Source organism: Bacteroidota bacterium (genome assembly GCA_016713925.1).
Classification (GTDB): Bacteria; Bacteroidota; Bacteroidia; order AKYH767-A; family OLB10; genus JAJTFW01.
Window position 1 is genome coordinate 508,589 of sequence record JADJOH010000002.1, and the last position, 19,703, is coordinate 528,291.

14 protein-coding genes and 2 pseudogenes are annotated in these 19,703 nt (G+C 43.9%); 4 read left to right on the top strand and 12 right to left on the bottom strand.

The window, feature by feature from the left end:
* Window positions 1–16: 16 nt before the first annotated feature.
* From murD to mraZ, 7 genes and pseudogenes are all read right to left on the bottom strand, one after another.
* Window positions 17–1,360, bottom strand: a pseudogene (gene murD, locus IPJ86_02155) (UDP-N-acetylmuramoyl-L-alanine--D-glutamate ligase).
* 8 nt (window positions 1,361–1,368) lie between these two features.
* A complete protein-coding gene (locus IPJ86_02160) occupies window positions 1,369–2,625 on the bottom strand; it encodes a phospho-N-acetylmuramoyl-pentapeptide-transferase (protein ID MBK7886130.1) in 1,257 nt (418 codons plus the stop codon).
* 3 nt (window positions 2,626–2,628) lie between these two features.
* A complete protein-coding gene (locus IPJ86_02165; GenBank protein MBK7886131.1) occupies window positions 2,629–4,086 on the bottom strand; it encodes a UDP-N-acetylmuramoyl-L-alanyl-D-glutamate--2,6-diaminopimelate ligase in 1,458 nt (485 codons plus the stop codon).
* Window positions 4,086–5,875, bottom strand: a pseudogene (locus tag IPJ86_02170) (transpeptidase family protein). Before IPJ86_02170 ends, IPJ86_02165 begins: the two are co-directional and overlap by 1 nt.
* Before the next feature lie 28 nt (window positions 5,876–5,903).
* Entirely contained in the window at window positions 5,904–6,302 is a 399-nt protein-coding gene (locus IPJ86_02175) for a hypothetical protein (protein ID MBK7886132.1), read from the bottom strand.
* Entirely contained in the window at window positions 6,299–7,198 is a 900-nt protein-coding gene (rsmH, locus tag IPJ86_02180) for a 16S rRNA (cytosine(1402)-N(4))-methyltransferase RsmH (GenBank protein ID MBK7886133.1), read from the bottom strand. Before rsmH ends, IPJ86_02175 begins: the two co-directional genes overlap by 4 nt.
* The gene (mraZ, locus tag IPJ86_02185) at window positions 7,185–7,667 is read right to left on the bottom strand and encodes a division/cell wall cluster transcriptional repressor MraZ (GenBank protein MBK7886134.1); all 483 of its coding nucleotides are present in this window, start codon (window positions 7,665–7,667) and stop codon (window positions 7,185–7,187) included. The genes rsmH and mraZ overlap by 14 nt, the downstream gene beginning before the upstream one ends.
* Window positions 7,668–8,172: 505 nt before the next feature.
* On the opposite strand from mraZ, the gene IPJ86_02190 reads away from it, so the two are divergent.
* Window positions 8,173–9,054, top strand: a complete 882-nt coding sequence (locus tag IPJ86_02190; protein MBK7886135.1) for a 1-acyl-sn-glycerol-3-phosphate acyltransferase — start codon at window positions 8,173–8,175, stop codon at window positions 9,052–9,054.
* A 5-nt stretch (window positions 9,055–9,059) separates the two neighbouring features.
* The gene (locus tag IPJ86_02195) at window positions 9,060–9,995 is read left to right on the top strand and encodes a GNAT family N-acetyltransferase (protein ID MBK7886136.1); all 936 of its coding nucleotides are present in this window, start codon (window positions 9,060–9,062) and stop codon (window positions 9,993–9,995) included.
* Between the two features lie 169 nt (window positions 9,996–10,164).
* Here the strand turns inward: IPJ86_02195 and IPJ86_02200 are convergent, their stop codons facing one another.
* The 4 genes from IPJ86_02200 to gldC form a co-directional block, all read right to left on the bottom strand.
* Complete coding sequence (locus IPJ86_02200; GenBank protein ID MBK7886137.1) at window positions 10,165–10,317, bottom strand: T9SS type A sorting domain-containing protein; 153 nt, start codon at window positions 10,315–10,317, stop codon at window positions 10,165–10,167.
* Between the two features lie 36 nt (window positions 10,318–10,353).
* Window positions 10,354–11,688 carry a hypothetical protein gene (locus IPJ86_02205; GenBank protein MBK7886138.1) on the bottom strand — a complete coding sequence of 445 codons (1,335 nt, stop codon included), beginning with the start codon at window positions 11,686–11,688 and terminating at the stop codon, window positions 10,354–10,356.
* A 246-nt stretch (window positions 11,689–11,934) separates the two neighbouring features.
* Window positions 11,935–12,540, bottom strand: a complete 606-nt coding sequence (locus IPJ86_02210; GenBank protein ID MBK7886139.1) for a YihA family ribosome biogenesis GTP-binding protein — start codon at window positions 12,538–12,540, stop codon at window positions 11,935–11,937.
* A gap of 236 nt (window positions 12,541–12,776) precedes the next feature.
* A complete protein-coding gene (gldC, locus tag IPJ86_02215) occupies window positions 12,777–13,127 on the bottom strand; it encodes a gliding motility protein GldC (protein ID MBK7886140.1) in 351 nt (116 codons plus the stop codon).
* A 117-nt stretch (window positions 13,128–13,244) separates the two neighbouring features.
* Here gldC and IPJ86_02220 point away from each other — a divergent pair, with 117 nt between their 5' ends.
* Both IPJ86_02220 and IPJ86_02225 read left to right on the top strand, forming a co-directional pair.
* Entirely contained in the window at window positions 13,245–16,613 is a 3,369-nt protein-coding gene (locus IPJ86_02220) for a hypothetical protein (protein MBK7886141.1), read from the top strand.
* A 747-nt stretch (window positions 16,614–17,360) separates the two neighbouring features.
* Window positions 17,361–18,557, top strand: coding sequence for an amidohydrolase (locus IPJ86_02225; protein ID MBK7886142.1), 1,197 nt, complete (start codon window positions 17,361–17,363; stop codon window positions 18,555–18,557).
* 34 nt (window positions 18,558–18,591) lie between these two features.
* Here the strand turns inward: IPJ86_02225 and fbp are convergent, their stop codons facing one another.
* Window positions 18,592–19,626 (bottom strand): class 1 fructose-bisphosphatase, encoded by a 1,035-nt coding sequence (gene fbp / locus IPJ86_02230; protein ID MBK7886143.1) that lies wholly within the window; start codon window positions 19,624–19,626, stop codon window positions 18,592–18,594.
* Window positions 19,627–19,703: the final 77 nt, after the last annotated feature.

Genomic DNA, 19,703 nt, shown 5'->3' on the forward strand with positions numbered 1-19,703 from the left:
TTTAACACTATAAATATTATAAATTACGTACTGCTGCCTTGAACTTACGTCCGCGATCTTCGTAGTTCTCGAACAAATCGAAACTGGCGCAAGCCGGAGATAACAATACAGCATCGCCTTTTTTTCCTAACCGATAAGCTGCCTGCACCGCTTCCTCTGCCGAACCGGATTCAACAATAACAGGAACGATATCACGGAAAGCCTGAATGATTTTTTCATTGTCGGTGCCTAAGCAAACAATGGCTTTCACTCTGGTTTTAACAAGTTCGAGCAACATCGCATAGTCATTGCCTTTATCCACACCACCTGCGATCCAGATGGTAGGTTGTTTCATGCTCTCTAAAGCATACCAGGTCGAATTGACATTGGTCGCTTTGGAGTCGTTGATGAAATCAATACCGTGAACAGTACTTACTGCTTCCAGTCGATGTTCCACATTTTCGAAATCAGAGAAACTCTCGCGGACGGCATCTTTGCGAATATCAAGGACGCGACCCGCTATTCCGGCTGCCATTGAGTTATACAGGTTGTGTTTACCCGGAGGGCCAGATCGTGAATGGACATAGTGAATGGTTGGTTATTGGTTAGAATACAGAGTTGTTCGTTTTCAAGCCATGCGCTCATACCTTCTTTCTGCTTTATGCTGAAAGGAGAGCAGGTCATGGGTGTACTTATTTGTGCGAGATGTTGCATCGTGAGTGCGTCGTCGGCACAATAGATGAAGGCATCTTCAGGATGTTGATTTTGGAGTATCCGGAATTTAGATTGGATATAATTTTCTAATTTGTACTCATAGCGATCGAGATGATCGGGAGTGATATTGGTGAGGATGGCGATATCCGCTCTGAAGTCATAGCAGCCATCCAACTGGAAACTGGACAATTCCAGCACATAGTAATCGTGTTTTTCCTCTGCTACCTGTCGCGCGAAGCTCTTACCTACATTTCCTCCGAGACCGGCATTCAATCCGGCCTTGGTCAACATATGATAAGTGAGCAATGTCGTAGTGGTCTTACCGTTAGTGCCGGTAATGCATATGGTCGTTGCATCCGTATGACGACCGGCAAATTCAATTTCAGAAATCACCGGAATTCCCGCAGCAGCAATACTCTTGATGATGGCTGCTTTCTCCGGGATGCCGGGGCTTTTAATCACCTCTGTCGCATCAAGCAGTTTCCCCACTGTATGCTGACCTTCTTCAAAAGCAATATTGCGTTCTACTAATTCCTTCCTGTATTTCTCAGCAATCTTCCACTATCCGAAACAAACACCTCTAACCCCAACTGCTGAGCGAGAATAGCCGATCCACGCCGCTTTCAGCAGCACCGAGAATCACTATTTTTCCATTCAGCTTAGTCATGTTGTTTCTTATCGCAGTTTGAGGGTTACAATACTTAATACAGCCAGCATAATTCCAACGATCCAAAAGCGGGTAACGATTTTCGACTCATGGTAACCCAGCTTTTGATAATGATGGTGCAATGGTGACATCTTCAGAATGCGACGACCTTCACCAAATCTTTTCTTTGTATATTTAAAATAACTGACCTGAGCCATTACAGATAAATTCTCCACGAGGAAGATGCCGCAGATGATTGGTATTAATAATTCCTTCCGGACAGCAATGGCGAAGACGGCGATGATTCCACCTAAGGCCAGACTTCCTGTATCTCCCATGAACACCTGTGCAGGGAAGGAATTATACCATAAAAATCCAACACAGGCTCCTACAAAAGCACTCATGAAAACCATGAGCTCGCCGGTATTGGGTATATACATGATGTTTAGATAATCGGCAAAAACCGCATTACCGGAAACATAAGCGAATACAGCAAGGGTCGCACCAATGATGGCACTGGTCCCTGTGGCTAATCCGTCGATTCCGTCTGTTATATTAGCACCATTGGAAACTGCGGTGATGATGAATGTCACAATGAGAATGAAAAACAAGGGCAGCATCCAGCTCTTACTATCTCCCGCCCAATCTACCAGACGCGCATAATCAAATTCATTGTTCTTCAGAAAGGGAATGGTGGTCTTGGTGGATTTCTCATTCACACCGGAAAACAAGAATCCGTCTTTATTTCCGAGATCATCAACGATATTACTCTGCTGATCGACAACAATACGGTTATTGCTCATCTTCTCCCGCACCACTACATTCGGATTAAAATACAATACGGAACCGATGATTAAACCCAGACCCACTTGTCCGACTAACTTCGATTTCGCACGTAAACCTTCCTTATCCTTTTTAAACACTTTAATATAATCATCCAGAAAACCGATGAAGCCCAGCCAAAGCGTGCAAATAATCATGATGATGATATACACATTATCCAATCGGGTGAAGAGGATCGTCGGAATAAGAATCGCAGCGATGATGATCAATCCTCCCATGGTAGGTGTTCCCTGCTTTTGCTTTTGTCCGTCGAGACCGAGATCGCGAATGGTTTCTCCCACCTGCATGCGGAGCAGATGACGAATAATTCTCTTTCCTAAAAACAAGGTGATCACCAGCGAAGTGATAATCGCCATCGACGCTCTGAAAGAAAGGAAGCGGAACACACCGGCACCGGGGATGTCGTACGCTTTATCGAGATAATCAAAGAGGTAATAGAGCATGGTTTAGCAGAGTTCTAATGATTCTTCGAGCACTTGTTTGTCGTCGAAGGGATATTTAACACCTTTTATTTCCTGATATTTTTCGTGGCCTTTTCCGGCAAGGAGGATAATGTCTCCCGGCTTGGCTAAGGCGCAGGCGGTTCTGATGGCCTCACGGCGATCCGTTACCGAAAGCACCTTTTTCATTTGATGTATGGGTACACCGGTTTTCATCTCCGCAATGATTGCATCCGGATCTTCACTGCGCGGATTATCAGAAGTCAGGATGACGCGGTCACTTTGTTCGCAGGCAATTGCCGCCATTTGCGGACGCTTTCCTGCATCTCGATCTCCTCCGCAACCTACGATGGTAATCACCTGCTCCTTTCCTGCACGAATATCATTGATGGTTAACAGTACATTCTTTAAAGCATCCGGGGTATGTGCATAGTCCACGATTCCGGTCACTCCCTGCTGACTGTTAATTTGCTCAAAGCGTCCTTCAGGTGGTAAAAGTGTACTGAGTGCGGTGAGAACATGCAGTTTTTCTTCTCCTAACAGCAAGGCCGTAACGTAAACTCCTAATAAGTTATAGGCGTTAAATGTCCCGGCCAGACGGCACAACACATCATTGCCATCGATGCTGATCAGCAATCCGGAGATCGTACTTTCCAGGACTTTTGCTTTATAATCAGCGACACCCATCAATCCGAAAGTCTTTACTTTGGCTTTGGTGTTCTGCACCATGATCCGGCCATTTCTGTCGTCGGCATTTATAATCGCGAAGGCATCAGCAGGCAATAGATCGAAGAACCCTTTTTTTGCACGGATGTATTCGTCAAATGTTTTATGGTAATCGAGATGATCTCTGGTGATATTAGTAAACAATCCTCCTGCAAACTCAAGACCTGCAATACGGTGTTGTACGATAGCATGCGAACTCACTTCCATGAAGCAATAGGTACATCCTGCTTCCACCATCTTCGCCAACAGCGCATTCAATTGCAGCGGATCAGGTGTAGTATGTGTAGCAGCGAGCTCCAGGTCATTCACGAAATTGCGAACGGTACTGAGGAGTCCGGTTTTATGTCCGAGTTGACGAAACACCGAATACAATAATGAAACCGTAGTGGTTTTACCATTCGTACCGGTCACACCAATCAGTTTTAATTTAGAAGAAGGCTGATCGTAATAATTGGAACAAATAATCGCAAGCGCATAGGAAGAATCTTTCACACGAACAAAAGTGATTCCGGGAATCATCTCCGCAGGCATCTCCTCACAAACTACTGCGACTGCACCTTTAGCAATAACCTCTTTAATAAAATCATGACCATCGCTCTTACTTCCACGCACGGCCACGAAGAGTGTTCCCTCACTCACCTGACGGGAGTCAAAGCATATTTTATCTATAGAGATAGTGGTAACACCACTAAGCTCCTCGATGCCGGTCTTGTAAAGAAGATCGCTGAGTAATTTCATTAACCGAGTTCGATGATAATGCGCTGTCCCTTTTCCAGCTTTGTTCCGGGTTGAATAGATTGACGAATCACTGCACCCCTGCCGATGGGCTTCACTTGTAATCCCTGATTCTCGAGGAGATACATGGCATCACGTAAGCCCATGCCTTTTACATTGGGTACTTTATTGTAATCAGGAGTGAAGGCCTGCTGCGCAGAAGAGACCCATCCATTGGAAGGACCTTTGTATTTCACTTCTAGATTTCTTGTTTTTCCGGCGATGGTATACTGCGCATGTTTAATATGCGATGCAGTTCCGGTAGTGACTACTTCTTCGAGCAGTTGACGCGCTTTCTTAATCGTAGCAGGCGAACAAATAGATTCCGCGATCACTTTACCCGAAAACTGTTGCACCACATGACCTTTGTTCCTGATTTCTTTTACAAACAGAGGTTGCACCATCTTTCCATTGTTCGCGACGGCATTATAGAACGTCAGCAATTGTAAGGGTGTCAGTTTGGATTCGTACCCGATAGAGATAAAGGCAAGGATACCTTCGACCAGTCCTTCTCCTTCGTGCCTTTCAATCTGGGTGCCGGCTCGCCGGGAATTTGCAAGGAAAGCTGATCGGCCACATGCATAGCTTTCAGACGATCAATAAAAAGTTGCGGATTCTTGCTATAATGTTTCATCGCAATGCGGGAGATGCCGACATTGGAAGAAACCGCGAATGCCTTCTTTACAGACACACGACCATAGCCCCCTTCGTGCGAATCTCTCATCTTAATTCCACCTGCGAGTAACATCTCTCCGCCAAACGTATCGGTAGAATCATCGAGGTCCACATAACCATCTTCCATAGCCGCCATCAACGTGGCCAGCTTAAATGTAGAACCCGGCTCCGAGCCCTGACCGATCGCATAATTAAATTCCTCCTTGTAATTATCTTCATCATCGGCACGCTTCAGGTTAGCGATCGCTTTAATATGACCTGTTGAAACTTCCATCAGAATCGCGCAACCCATATCTGCATCGTGTTCACGCAACTGATTCAGCAATGCATTTTCAGCTACATCCTGCAGGTTCAGATCAATCGTGGTCACCACATCACTGCCGTCAAGAGGTTCAATCTCATTTTCGGTATTCACCGGTTTCCATACGCCACCTGCTATACGTTGCATCAATCGCTTTCCGGTAGTGCCACGCTGATGACTTTCAAAAGCACTTTCAATTCCCACCGACTCCACTTCCTTATTGGCCATCTTATAACCAATCGTTCGTGAAGCCAATAATTTAAACGGCTTCTCTCTTCGACTCAGCTGATCCACGATGAGTCCGCCCTTATTTTTTCCCAAACGGAAGAGCGGAAAAGTGCGCAAGGCCTTTTGTTCTTTATAAGAAATATTCCGCTTCAACAATAAATAACGATCACCTTCGCGACGCGCTTCCTTCAAAATTCTCTTATACTCCTGTTTTGATTTATCCTTAAAAAGATCCGACAAACAAAGCGCGAGTGAATCCACTTTCTCATTAAACAGATCCTTCTTCAGTCCACCGGCTTGCAAATCCACATGCACATCGTAGCGCGGCAATGATGTCGCCAGCAGACTACCATCGCTTGCATAAATATTGCCACGCATGGGAGGAATGCTGCGGTAAGAAAGTGTCAGACTATCCTTCTTACTCTTCCAGTACTCGCCCTCCGCTATCTGCAGATAACCGACACGTGCAATGATCGCCAAACCAAACAGCACGAATCCCGCGAAGACGAGATACCCTCTGATCAATATGTCATTTTTCTTTTCAGCCAAAACGTTGGAGTATTAACACTATCTGGATTTAATTTTTAGTTACTTTACGAAGCAATATTTTCTTGGGAGCTACTGTCGACTCCTTCACGCCTCTGGTTTGAATCGCTCCTGCTACTTCTGTCAACTTGGAGCGATACATCAACTCTGATCGTCCGGTGATAAACTCGGAGCGAAGTTCCTTCAGGTCTTTTTCAGTACGATCGATATCACGAATTGTCTTTTCGGCGAGATAGCTATTTCCGATATACACCAGGGCCAGCAGGAAGAGGAAGAACAGATAGGGCATCAAAATCATCACCGCTTTCCGATCAAAGAGACTAAACACATTCACGATCCGAATAAACTTCCGTGCAGCATTCTCACCGGAGCTCTTCTTCTTTACAGGCTCCTCCTTACTCACGGGTATGGGTTGACGAATTTTATTCATAAACGTTCAGCGATGCGCATTTTAGCACTACGGGAGCGCGGGTTATTTTCTATTTCTGATTCTTCAGGTAAGATGGGCTTGCGGTTAATGGCTTTGAAGAGCAATCCTGTCGGGTTTCCGAAAAAATCCTTGTGGAGCTCGCCTTCGAAATTTCCGCTATTGATAAAATTCTTCACCAAACGATCTTCCAGACTATGGTAGCTGATCACCACCAGGCGACCACCGCTTCGCAATACCGCTGCTGATTTCTTCAACAGCTCTTTCAATGCGCCCAGTTCATCGTTTACTTCAATGCGAAGTGCCTGATAAACCTGGGCATAAAATGTGTTTTCCTTCATACGTGGAGCAAACTTCGACAGCACCTTCTTCAGTTCTTCTCCGGTAATGATAAAAGCCTCCTGCCGCGCTTTCACGATCGCTTCTGCCATACGACGCGCCGGAATCAGTTCACCGTATTCTTTAAACACACGACTCAATTCCTTCTCCGGATAATAATTGATCACATCCTTTGCCGTCAACTGTTGCGATTGATCCATCCGCATATCCAGTTCCGCGTTAAACCGAATGGAGAACCCTCGCTCTGCCACATCAAACTGATGCGAAGACACGCCTAAATCGGCTAGGATACCATCTACCGTATTCACATCTGCATCCGCGAGACGCTCCGATAAATTCCTGAAATTATCATCGATCAATAAAAATCTCGTATCTGCATGAACGTTAGCCTTTGCATCCGCATCCTGATCGAAAGCAATCAGTCGACCTTTTTCAAGCAATTTTAAAATGGCTGCGGAATGTCCGCCACCACCAAAAGTCACATCTACATAAATTCCATCGGGCTGAATATTCAAGCCCTTTACTGCCGCGTCGAGGAGGACAGGATTATGATAGGCCACGTTCACCACCTCCGCGATTTAAATTTATTTTGCCCATTACTTCCTCTGCCAATGCCGCAAAATCTTTCGGCTCATCCTTCAGCAACTTAGCATAACCTTCCACTGACCAGATTTCGATTTTATTTCCCCATCCGTACAACACCAACTCTTTGCTTACACCTGCATGTTCGAGCATACGTTTCGGCAACAGGATACGACCTGCTGCGTCCAGTTCCAATTCCATCGCACCACGAAAAAAGTAGCGGGCAAATTCGCGGTTCTTCACCACGTACATATTCAAATTATTGATCTCGTCACTGATCTTCTGCCACTCATCCATTGGATACAAAGCGAGACAGTTTTCAAAACCCCTGTTCACCATAAACTTCTCCTTCGCTTCGGGAGCTATTTGCTTGCGCAACGCAGAAGGCAGACTCAAACGCCCTTTCGCGTCAAGCTTGCATTCAAATTCTCCCTGGAATTGCGACATAATAGGTTAGGTTGTGGTCGGATTGGTGACTGACGTGGTAAAAATAAAATAAAATTTACCACTTCATCCCACTTTGCCCCACTTTGTTAAAAACTTTTCACCCCTGCCTTTTATTGCATGGGCTTCCGGAGAAATCGAAAAAATGTCAAAAAGTATTTGATCCGGAACCCACCAATATAAGCTCCAATACAGCATTATCTAATTTATTTTTAGTCACTTATAAACAAAGCGAAGTGAATAAGACCATGACCAAAATCTTCTGCCGTTGGACAGGAAACTTCCACACACAATAATTTATTTTAAGTAGAATAGACTAAGAGAGTCAGTGCCAGAAGCTGTCCACAACCTTCTCTATAAAAACAAATGCATATAATTGATTTACAATGCAATGTTATTTTAAACCCCAAATCTTCTCTCCCACTTTTACCCCAAAACACCTCCTTTTTATATAAAATATGTGTATAAAAACCCTCGATTTACCCGGCGACCCTTTGGTTAGCGGGCGATGCTGTATTTTAGACCACTTAATTCAGCAATGAGCGACGAAATAACCCCAAAGAAATTAATTGATGTAGAAGAAGTCATCAGAGGTAAGAATCCAGCACTTTTAAAGTGGATGCCCAGCCTCATCATCAACTACTTAAAACGAATTGCTCATCAGGATCATATCAATGATCTCCTTAGACGCCATGGGGATAAAAGATCCTTTGACTTTGTTGACGAAGCAATTAAAGAGTTCGGTGTAGAAGTGACTTGTGAGGGTTTGGAGAACCTTCCGAAAGAAGGCGGTTGCATCATTGCCTCCAACCACCCGATTGGTGGACTTGACGGTATGGCCCTCATACAAGTGGTGGCTAAAGTCAGAAAAGATCAGATTTTCATTGTGAATGACATCTTATTACATCTTAAAAATCTTGATAATATTTTTGTGGGGGTCAATAAACATGGTAAAAACTCGACTGAAATACTTGACCAAATAGACAGATACTACGCCGGCGAAGGGTCGCTTTTAATTTTTCCTGCCGGTCTTGTCTCAAGAAAACAAAACAACGGATTGATCAGGGATCTAACCTGGAAAAAGAGTTTTATTACCAAGGCAAAAAAATACAAACGCAATATCATTCCGGTTCATATTGCCGGGAGAAATTCCAACTTCTTTTATAATCTGGCGCGATGGAGAGGGAAGCTGGGGATAAAGGCCAATATCGAAATGCTTTATCTGATGGATGAGATGTACCATCAGTTGGGGAAAAACATTCACATTAAAATCGGCAAGCCCCTTTCCTATGAACTTTTCAACGAACAGTACAATGATCACGATTGGGCGCAAAAAGTTAAGGAGCATATTTATACTTTAGCCGAAGGAACGGACGACTTCCGACCCTAATGAATATGCAAAACATAATTCCTCCCATTCCCCTCGAGTTATTAGAAAAAGAGCTGAGTACAGAACGTTTTGTACGGGTCACCAACAACGGTTCCAATCAACTCTATATCATCAACGCGCACAATGCACCTAATGTCCTGAGGGAGATCGGGCGTTTGCGGGAGATTACTTTCAGAGATGCGGGAGGAGGAACAGGATTGGATTGCGACCTCGACACCTTCGACACCTGCGACAACTGCTATGAACAATTGATCGCGTGGAATCCGGAAGAAAAAGAAATTATGGGCGGTTATCGTTTTATCCGTTGCGGAGATGCGGGGAGAGATGAACATGGCGTACTCGAACTGGCCACAGCAGAACTGTTTCATTTCTCAGAAAAATTTTTGAAAGAATATTTGCCCTATACCATTGAACTCGGAAGATCATTTGTACAACCCAAATACCAACCACGCCCCGAAAACAGGAAGGGACTTTTTACACTTGATAATTTATGGGATGGTCTTGGCGCTATCCATGTGGATCATGCCGATATAAAATACTTCTTTGGAAAAGTCACCATGTACCGGCATTTTAATTTACTCGCCAGAGATATGATTCTCCATTTTATGCAACATTATTTTCCGGATAAGGATCAGCTCGTCACTCCTATCAAAGCATTGCCTGTCACCAGCGATGTAAGCGCATTTGAAAAAGAACTCAGCGGACTCGATTACAAAGAAGGACATCGCATATTAAATCAGCATGTCCGTGCGCTCGGCGAAAACATTCCACCTCTGGTAAACGCCTACATGAACCTCAGTGCCACCATGCGCACATTCGGCACCGCGCTTAATGATCATTTCGGCGAAGTAGAAGAAACCGGCATTTTAGTTACCCTCGCTGATATTTACGAAACGAAGAAAGAAAGGCATGTGAAGACGTATAGGCCGTTGTCGTCGTAGTGACAGGTCGCGACCTGTCACCCAAACCATGGATTCCCGGCACTGTAGCCGCGTTACATGTAACGCGGCTACAATGCCGGGAAACGAATTATCTACATCCTAATAAAATTTTTCATATTTAAACGGTGACAGGTCGCGACCTGTCACTACATACCGACGATACGACCTGTTACCATTTAACAAATCTCCCAGTTAACACTTCCTTCTCGGTACTTAACCGAACAATGTATATACCATCGGATTGGGAGGAAAATAAACTGCTGTTGCTAAAATAACTTCCATCTGTCGCTCTAGATATTCGGTCTATTAATTGCCCGTTGATATTATAAAACTCTAATGTTGCATTTTTTCCATGTAACTAATCAGCATTAACAAAAATTGTTTGCCAGGATTTATCATAGTAAAGTTTCAACTCCTTGTTTTTAGGAAATAAGTCTTGTAAGCCAACTGAAAGTGTATCACATGGTGATCCTATCCAAGCTCCTAGTTCATAGTTATGGTTATTGGGAAGGCCTACATAAGCTTTATGGCCTCCTAAATAAAAACTAAAAGGTTGATAATTACACACTGCTCCGCTACTGTCCGGTGAATTTATAATGGAAAGATTAGAATTAGTTGTATTTATTGTTCCAGCACAATATAAATAACTAAAGCATGTGTCGAATCCAGACCAATTAATGGAAACATAAATTTTGCCATCTGGACCAAGTTCTAATAACCCAGGGGTGTCAGGCGATAAATAAGTACCTAATGTATCAACACTACCAAGGAAATTAGGAGAATTTAAATCAAATTGAAGGATATAACTAGTATCTGAATTAAATGTTTGGTAGATAAGTGAGGTATAAATTTTACTCTCATCAGGAGAAACTTCAAACCCCCAATACCCCAAATACGGACTACCAAGCCCTGAATAAGTAACAAGATTTGAAAAAATTCCTGTGCACCTGTCAAAATCCATTCTTTCAATAATTCCTTGAGATGAGACATTATAAAATCGGTTACCTTCCTTATTAAACTTGAGACGATAAAATGCATCAAGTGAAGTCAAGGTTCCAATATATTGAGTGGGATTTGGTGTTATACCTGTAGGACTAATTAAATAAGCTGTTATATTATTAGTAGGCACATCCTTCCAGCTTCTGACTACTATCCACCAGTCGCGTCCATTTCCATGACGAGTTGCTGTAAGCCCGTCACACATTGTATCATTTCGAATTTGTATGTTCTTTTGTACTACCTTACCTAAACCACCATTAAAGGATAAATCTACAATTGAATAGTAAAGACCATGGTTTAGATTTGATGGAGCAGAACAAAAAATATAAAATCTCTGGTTATGTGCAGGATCTGGCACAATTATCATTTCTTGGTACCATAATACTCCAATAAGTGAATCGCCACTTTCCATCACAACATTATTTTTACTTACTACTGTTCCATCTGTGAAAATATTGTTTGGTGTCAACCATTGTGCCCAGTTAGGAGAACCACAATAAAACAATAAATCACCTGCACTATCACAAATACTTGCACTACTACCCCTTACTCTTAAAATGCTATTTGCAGGCTGAGGACTATTTAAATTTTTAAAGTCAATCGCTGCACTATCACCAAAAGCCCAATAGCGATCAGTAAATTGAGCGGAAAGTGCCGTTGTGAAAAAAATGAAAATGAGGATTAGCCGAATCATGCGGTAATATTTTGTGATATAAAGCTACGGATTTTTAGCATGGAGAAGGTGAAATAAGAATTTGATTTTGACGAATCAGATAAAAATTTACGGGAAGGGTTGTACCCTTGTATGTCGCCCTTACAGGGCTAGGTTTTGATGGATTCTTTTTCTATAATAATGGCATCCCTACGGGATTTTGTGGTAATGACAGGTCGCGACCTGTCATTACGTAGGCACCACGTCATATCCATCACGATGTATGCATCACGATTTCTTCCATCCCTTGGTGATCACATCGATGTATTTCAATAATTCCATGCGACCGGTGCCTTTCTCGGCGGAGGTGATGAAAAAGGGTGGTGCTTCTTCCCAGTATTCCAGCATGGCATCCTTGAATTTTTGGATGTTTTCTTCGAGGTTGACTTTGCCCATTTTATCGGTCTTGGTGAAGACTACGGAAACCGGTAAACCATGCTGACCTAATTTATTTAAAAATGTAAGATCACTTTTTTGCGGGTCAATGCGTCCATCTACGAGCACAAAAACATTCATCAGATTTTCTCGCTTGCCGAGGTATTTATACAAGGTCTTTTCCCATTCGGCCCGCATCGTTTGGGCGACTTTAGCATATCCATAGCCCGGTAAATCCACGAGGTACCAGGACTTATTGATAAAATAATGATTGATGGTTTGGGTCTTCCCGGGATTGGAGGAAGTATGGGCTAATTCCTTTCTTCCAACGAGACAATTGATGAGCGATGATTTTCCGACATTCGAGCGTCCGATAAATGCAAACTCGGGAAAATCTTCCGGAGGTAGTTGTTCTACCTGTCCTGAACTTTTTACGAATGTGGCTGTTTTTATTTGCAATTCAATTTTTTTTAACTGTATAAATTTATATTTATAATTAAAACTATCGTTGGCTTCCGGCTACCAGCTGCCGGCTACCGGCTTTTTGCTTCTGGCTGCTGGCTTGATTTTAATTTGAAAATATTTTTCATTCAACCTTGAACTTTAAACTTTGAACCTTGAACTTTAAACCTTAAACCTTAAACCTTAAACCATGAAGCAGAATCGCGAAAAGCGATACGCTTCATGGTAAACTCTCATTTGATGACTTTTTTTTCCTTGCCAAACTTATGCGCGAAGGCTTTGATTTCTTTGGCCATTTCTTTGTCGCTGGTGGAGCGTTCGTAGGTATCGGCGAGGGAGGCGAGGGTTTCGTACATGAAGAACTCCATTTCCTCTACCGTCATTTCGTGGGTCCAGAGGTCGATGCGCATGGTGCTTTGGTCATTTTTATCCCATAAGGCGAGCATCATGGCTTTGGCGGGTTTTTCGCCCTGGAGGCCGGCATCTTCTGCATGCCATTGAAGGCCAACGGGCTGCTTTTCTTCGTTGAGTTCCACGGCGACTTTAATTTCTGATCGGCGGGAGATAGTGGTATTGATAGACATGGTTGCTTCAGTCAGAGAGATGTCAAAAGTAGGCAATACAGGGTACATCGAAACGTTTAAAGTTAAGGTTCGTAACAAATCAGATATTAAAATGCCTAACTTCGCAGGAGCGATTCTATGGTTCAACTTCTTTTGCGCCGACTGACCCTTGTCTTGGTCTTACTACTGTCAACACCCGCTGCTGAGGCTCAGTTTACGCGTGGTGTGCAGATGAATTTTGGCAAAAGCAGGGTGCAATACAATGATTTTCTCTGGACATTTTATCGTTTCAAAGGCTTTGATACTTATTTCTACCTCGGTGGACAAGAACTGGCCATTTATGCCGGTCGCACCGCAGAAGCAGATATCGCTGAAATCGAGAAACTCTTCGACTATAGAATCAACGGGCGCTTTCAGTTTATGATTTACAATCGCCTTACCGATCTGAAACAAAGTAACATCGGACTGGAAGGGGAAGAGCAAAATACCAATACCGGTGGACTGACCCGCATTGTCGGGAGTAAAATTTTAGTGTATTTCGATGGCGACTACCGGCATTTTCGGGAACAAATCCGTGCGGGTGTGGCGCAGGTCATGATCAACCAACTCATGTATGGAGGAAGTATCAAGGACCGATTGCAGGCCTCGGTATTGCTGAATCTACCCGATTGGTTCGTCAGCGGACTCGTGGCTTATGTCTCGAAAGGCTGGACGGCGGAGGAAGATGGAAGGATGCGCGACGCGATCATGAGCAGGAAATACCGGAATTTCAGTAACCTGACCGGCACCGAAGCGCAATTTGCGGGAAGCTCCCTCTGGAATTATGTGATTGAAACGTATGGAACCAGCTCTGTGTCGAATTTGCTGTACATGACGCGCATCAACCGCAACATTGAAAATGGTTTTATCTATGTGCTGGGGGTTCCGATGAAGGAAATCAGTAAAAACTGGCTCGAATACTACAGGCAGAGTTATACGGAAGATGATAAAAACAGAGTTCTCCCTCCCGGCAAACCTATCTATACCTTAAAGAAACAAGGACGCTATATCAGTCAGGTGCGGGTGAGCCCGGATGGAAATCAGGTGGCCTATGTGACCAATGATCTGGGCAAATATAAAATCTGGCTCTATGATGTGCGAGAGAAGAAGCGGAAGAAAATGGCAAAAGGCGGATATAAATCCGTGAACCAGACCATGGATCTTAGTTATCCTACTTTGGCCTGGCATCCTTCGGGAAGATACCTCTCCGCGATAAAAGAAAAAAAGGGAAAGCTCTGGTTGGATTATTATACACCGGGAAAAAGAATTAAAAAAGAAACCAATAAATTCTTTTACTTCGATAAAGTCCTCGATTTCTCCTATTCCTCTTCCGGATCAGAAATCGTCCTCTCCGCTGTACAAAAAGGGCAATCGGATATTTTTACTTTTAGTCCGCGCACGAAGACCTACGTTCAACATACCAAGGACCGATGGGATGACTTCTCACCGCGCTACGTGATGAACGACCGCTACATCGCCTTTAGTTCAACAAGAGATGAAGACACCTTACGCCCGACACCCATTCGTCAGGCTGCGGAACTGGATCGCCCCTCCTCCACCGACATCTTCCTCTTTGATAATATCAGCAAATCGGCACAACTTCTTCGACTCACCAATACACCCGGCGTGAACGAAACCGCACCGCTGATGATTGATTCTTCGCATTTCAGTTACCTCAGCGATGAGAATGGTATTATCAACAGATACGTTTCTACTTTGGATAGTGCCATCGCATACATTGATACGGTTATCCACTACCGTTATATCGTTAATGCAGGTCCGCAAAGTGATTACAAGCGAAATGTTTTGCAACACGATATCAATAGCCGGACCACCCGCTATGCCGAATTGATGCGCATTGATTCCCGGTACAGCATTTATCTCAGTCCCTCACCGCAAGCGGATTCCCTTTCCACCACTCCGCTGAAGAAAACCGGATTACGCTTTAAGCTGGACAGAAACTCCGGCATCAGAAGCAGCAGTACGGGCAGCAGTAATTCGGGAGGTGGCATCAAGGTGATTGATCAAACGAAGAGCAGTGAAACATCGGACAGCAATAAAAAACAGGACAGCAGTGCCATCGACATCAACAACTATGTCTTCCAGTCTGATTTCCCACGCAAGAAATCCAAAAAGGAAAAACCGGTTGAAGTAAAACCAAAAGTTGATTCGCTGATGGCAGATCCACTGCTAGCGAGCGATTTTGAACCCGGCACTCCTATTCTGGCAGGAGCAATGACCGGACCCGATACCGCTTCCTACTTATTGCCCAAGCAACGCAATTACGAATTAGCTTTTGCGCCGAGTTATCTGCTCACCCAACTGGACAACAATCTTCTCAATGAAACCTACCAGACCTATACCGGTGGTGCTGTGTATTTTTATCCCGGACTCAATGCACTCTTCAAAATCGGTGTGAATGACTTATTAGATGATTACCGCATGGTGGGAGGATTTCGTCTCAGCGGAAATCTGAACTCGAATGAATACTATATCAGTTTCGAAAACCTCAAGCGCCGGCTCGACAAACAAATCTCCTTCTACCGCCAGGGACGCGAAGAAGTAAGCCGATTCTCCTTGTACCGAATTCACACACATGAAGTGAAATACAATGTGCGCTGGCCCTTCAATGATCTTACGAGTCTGCGGGGAACAGCCGCCTACCGCCACGATCGCCTGACCGCATTGAGTACGGATCTCTTCAATCTTTCCTTCCCCAATCAATACCAGAACTGGGCTTCTGTCAGAGGAGAATTTGTATATGATAATACCATCACTACCGGTTTAAATCTTTACAATGGAGTACGCTATAAAATATTCGCGGAACTTTTTAAGCAAGTGGATGAAGACAACTCCACGCTCTCTGTTTTCGGTGCAGATTTCAGACATTACTTAAAAGTCCACCGACAAATTATCTGGGCCAACCGCTTTGCAGCAAGTACATCGTTGGGAAGCCGAAAATTAATTTACTATTTAGGATCGACTGACAACGCCTTCGTCCCGACGGATAATTTCAATTACAATATTCAGGTTGACCCTTCGGAGATTTATTCCTTCCAGGCCCTGGCGACCAATATGCGAGGCTTCATTCAGAACATTCGTAACGGAAACAGTTTCGCGCTCATCAACAGTGAACTTCGTGTTCCCATTTTCCAGTACCTTATCAATAAACCCATCCGCTCTGATTTCATTCGCAATTTTCAAATCATCGGCTTCGGCGATATTGGTACAGCATGGACAGGTACCTCTCCTTACAGCAAGAACAATGCGCTGTTCAGAAAGGATTACAATGGCAATCCCATCAGCATCACAGTAACCAAAACAGTAGAACCTATAGTGGGCGGCTATGGTTTTGGTTTACGCAGCAGGGTGCTTGGCTATTTCCTTCGCGCCGATTGGGCATGGGGAGTTGATGATGGCGAAGTTCAGGAGCGCATTTTCTATTTTTCGTTAGGATTAGATTTTTAGGTGCCAATAAATTTTGGTTCGCAAAATATTCATAGTGGTAACTAAATTTTCGTTACGAAGGAAAGGGCTGCCGGCTACCAGCTGCCGGCTACCGGCTTGGGGCTTAAGGCGGGCGGCTTGGGGCGGTGAGTTTTAATGGGGATTTTCACTTCGGTATGATCTGCGTCTCATTTGACTTCGAAGTTTTAGCGGAGTAATCTCTGCATCTCCCGAGGTTTAATGCTTCGCAATCCACTCGGGATCTACACTTCGTTAAGATTTGCGGCACCTTGGACTTCGAAGCATTAGCGGAGTTGTTCCCTTGGACTTCGAAGCATTAGCGAAGTAAACTCTGCGTCTCTGTTGCTCATTTGGACTGCGGAGTTTTAGCGATGTAACCTCTGCGTCTCATCGGCCTTTGCGTGAAACCCTAACCGAGAGGACTCGCGATGATTACAATTTTAATATAAAAATTAATTAGCCGAAAACATCATGTCACATTAGAAGCGAATTGCAATAGACACCTCGAAGAAATTCTAAATTTCAATGCCCACGTTGGTTATTCATCAATCGACAGCCATAAAAAGAAACAAGTTTCTATAAAAAACCCAGTCAACGATTTAATTATAAACTATCTTAAAAAAGCCGGTAGCCGGTAGCCGGAGGCTGGAAGCCAAAAAATATTATACGAAGAAAAACATACTCCCACCTACAAGTACAAATTCCAGTATAAAATAATAACGTACTTTTGAATTAATAATTCAGCACATGATTCAACCGAAAGAAATACAGGACCTTGCTTCCCGTCAGCAGAAAGATATCGTCGCTATTCGTCATCATTTACATATGCATCCTGAATTATCTTTTCACGAGTTCAAGACCGCTGCATTTGTTGGAGAGAAACTTCGGGAGATGGGTATTTCGTTTAAAGATAAGGTAGCCGGCACCGGACTCGTTGGACTCATAGAAGGAAAAAATCCCGGTAAAAAAACAGTAGCCTTGCGCGCGGATATGGATGCGTTGCCCATCACCGAAGCGAACGATGTGCCTTACCGAAGTCTGAATCCCGGTGTGATGCATGCCTGCGGACACGATGTGCATACTTCTTCCTTACTGGGCGCTGCGAACATACTACTCTCGTTGAAAGATCGGTTTGAAGGCACTGTCAAATTAATTTTTCAACCCGGAGAAGAAAAATTACCGGGTGGTGCTTCCATGATGATCAGGGAAGGCGTGCTGGAAAATCCGACTCCTGCAGGCATTCTCGGACAACATGTGATGCCCCTGATTCCGGCAGGGATGGTGGGATTCAGGAGTGGAATTTACATGGCGAGTACCGATGAATTGTATTTGAAGATAAAAGGAAAAGGTGGTCATGGTGCTATGCCACACCTCAACATCGATCCCGTGCTCATCACTTCGCATCTCATCGTAGCCATGCAGCAAATTGTCAGTAGGACCGCTAATCCCACATTGCCCAGTGTGCTCTCCTTTGGAAAAGTAATCGCCAATGGTGCCACCAATGTGATTCCCGACGAAGTCTATGTAGAAGGCACTTTCCGCACGCTCAATGAACAATGGAGAGGAGAAGCCCATCAACGTATGACCGACCTGGCGCATCAACTGGTGCAATCCATGGGCGGACAACTTGAATTTGAAATACGCAAAGGATATCCGGCATTAGTAAATGATGAAATCCTCACTGCAAGAGCAAAGAGCAATGCCATCAACTATCTCGGAAAAGAAAATGTACTGGACCTGGATATCTGGATGGCTGCTGAAGATTTTGCTTTCTATTCTCAAAAAACAAAAGCCTGCTTCTACCGCTTAGGCACCCGTAATGAAGCAAGAGGCATTACTTCCTCTGTACATACACCTACTTTTGATATAGATGAATCAGCATTAACTATAGGTACAGGACTGATGGCGTGGTTAGCGATTTGTGAATTACAGGGAGAAAAATAAAATCGATTTTCGATTACTTTTAATAATTGTCTGCTTATTTAGGGGAAGAATACTGCGCCATCATCTCCTCAGCCTTCTTTACCATCTCGTAAGAACCAATGAACAAAGGTGTGCGCTGGTGCAGGGATTCCGGTTGAATATCAAGGATGCGATTAAATCCATCTGATGCCAGTCCACCTGCCTGTTCAATGATAAAAGCAAGTGGATTACACTCATAAAGCAAACGCAGCTTTCCTTTTGGTGATTTTGCAGTAGACGGATAAATATAAATACCACCTTTAATCATATTGCGGTGAAAATCCGCTACCAGCGAACCAATATAACGTGTCGAATACGGTCGGTTGGTGGCTTTATCTTCCTGCTGGCAATAGCGAATATATTCTTTTACACCGTGCGGGAAATGGGTATAGTTTCCTTCGTTCACACTGTAGATGGAACCGGTGGCAGGAATTTTCATATCGGGATGTGATAAACAAAATTCGCCGATGGAAGGATCCAGTGTAAAGCCGTTCACACCCTTCCCGGTGGTATAGACCAGCATGGTACTCGATCCGTAAATCACATAACCCGCCGCGACTTGCTCTACACCTTTCTGTAAAAAATCCGCGAGGTAATTATTACCGGTCTGCTCATCTTTCCTGCGGTAGATAGAAAAAATAGTACCGATACTCACGTTCACATCGATGTTCGAAGATCCATCCAGCGGATCCATACAGACCACATAGCGCGCATTTTTGGAGACCTTACTGTCAATCTCTATCAACTCTTCATTCTCTTCAGAAGCAATGGCAATACACTCTCCACCTGCACCGAGCGCGCTGATGAATTGTTCATTGGCATAGACGTCCAGCTTTTTCTGATCTTCTCCCTGCACATTAGTATCGCCAAAGTCACCCAAAATATCTGCAAGTCCTGCCTTATTCACTTCTCTGTTCACGATTTTCGCGGCTATACCGATATCGCGCAACAAGCGACTCAATTCTCCTTTCGCAAAAGGGAAATCGGTTTGCCGTTCAATAATAAACTGTCCAAGTGTTATGAAGCGTACTTTAGGGGCAACTGTTTGCATAGACTTTTTCTTAATTAAACAAATATACTCAATCATTGGGTTCAAAGTTTCAATCCTCCCCTTTTTCACCAACGCAG

What these genes read in the sequence shown, in the direction of transcription:
- IPJ86_02160 (MBK7886130.1), bottom strand. Translation starts at nt 2,625, where the DNA reads ATGCTCTATTACCTCTTTGATTATCTCGATAAAGCGTACGACATCCCC.
- IPJ86_02165 (MBK7886131.1), bottom strand. Translation starts at nt 4,086, where the DNA reads ATGAAATTACTCAGCGATCTTCTTTACAAGACCGGCATCGAGGAGCTT.
- IPJ86_02175 (MBK7886132.1), bottom strand. Translation starts at nt 6,302, where the DNA reads ATGAATAAAATTCGTCAACCCATACCCGTGAGTAAGGAGGAGCCTGTA.
- mraZ (MBK7886134.1), bottom strand. Translation starts at nt 7,667, where the DNA reads ATGTCGCAATTCCAGGGAGAATTTGAATGCAAGCTTGACGCGAAAGGG.
- IPJ86_02190 (MBK7886135.1), top strand. Translation starts at nt 8,173, where the DNA reads ATGCTGTATTTTAGACCACTTAATTCAGCAATGAGCGACGAAATAACC.
- IPJ86_02195 (MBK7886136.1), top strand. Translation starts at nt 9,060, where the DNA reads ATGCAAAACATAATTCCTCCCATTCCCCTCGAGTTATTAGAAAAAGAG.
- IPJ86_02205 (MBK7886138.1), bottom strand. Translation starts at nt 11,688, where the DNA reads ATGATTCGGCTAATCCTCATTTTCATTTTTTTCACAACGGCACTTTCC.
- gldC (MBK7886140.1), bottom strand. Translation starts at nt 13,127, where the DNA reads ATGTCTATCAATACCACTATCTCCCGCCGATCAGAAATTAAAGTCGCC.
- IPJ86_02220 (MBK7886141.1), top strand. Translation starts at nt 13,245, where the DNA reads ATGGTTCAACTTCTTTTGCGCCGACTGACCCTTGTCTTGGTCTTACTA.
- IPJ86_02225 (MBK7886142.1), top strand. Translation starts at nt 17,361, where the DNA reads ATGATTCAACCGAAAGAAATACAGGACCTTGCTTCCCGTCAGCAGAAA.
- fbp (MBK7886143.1), bottom strand. Translation starts at nt 19,626, where the DNA reads ATGCAAACAGTTGCCCCTAAAGTACGCTTCATAACACTTGGACAGTTT.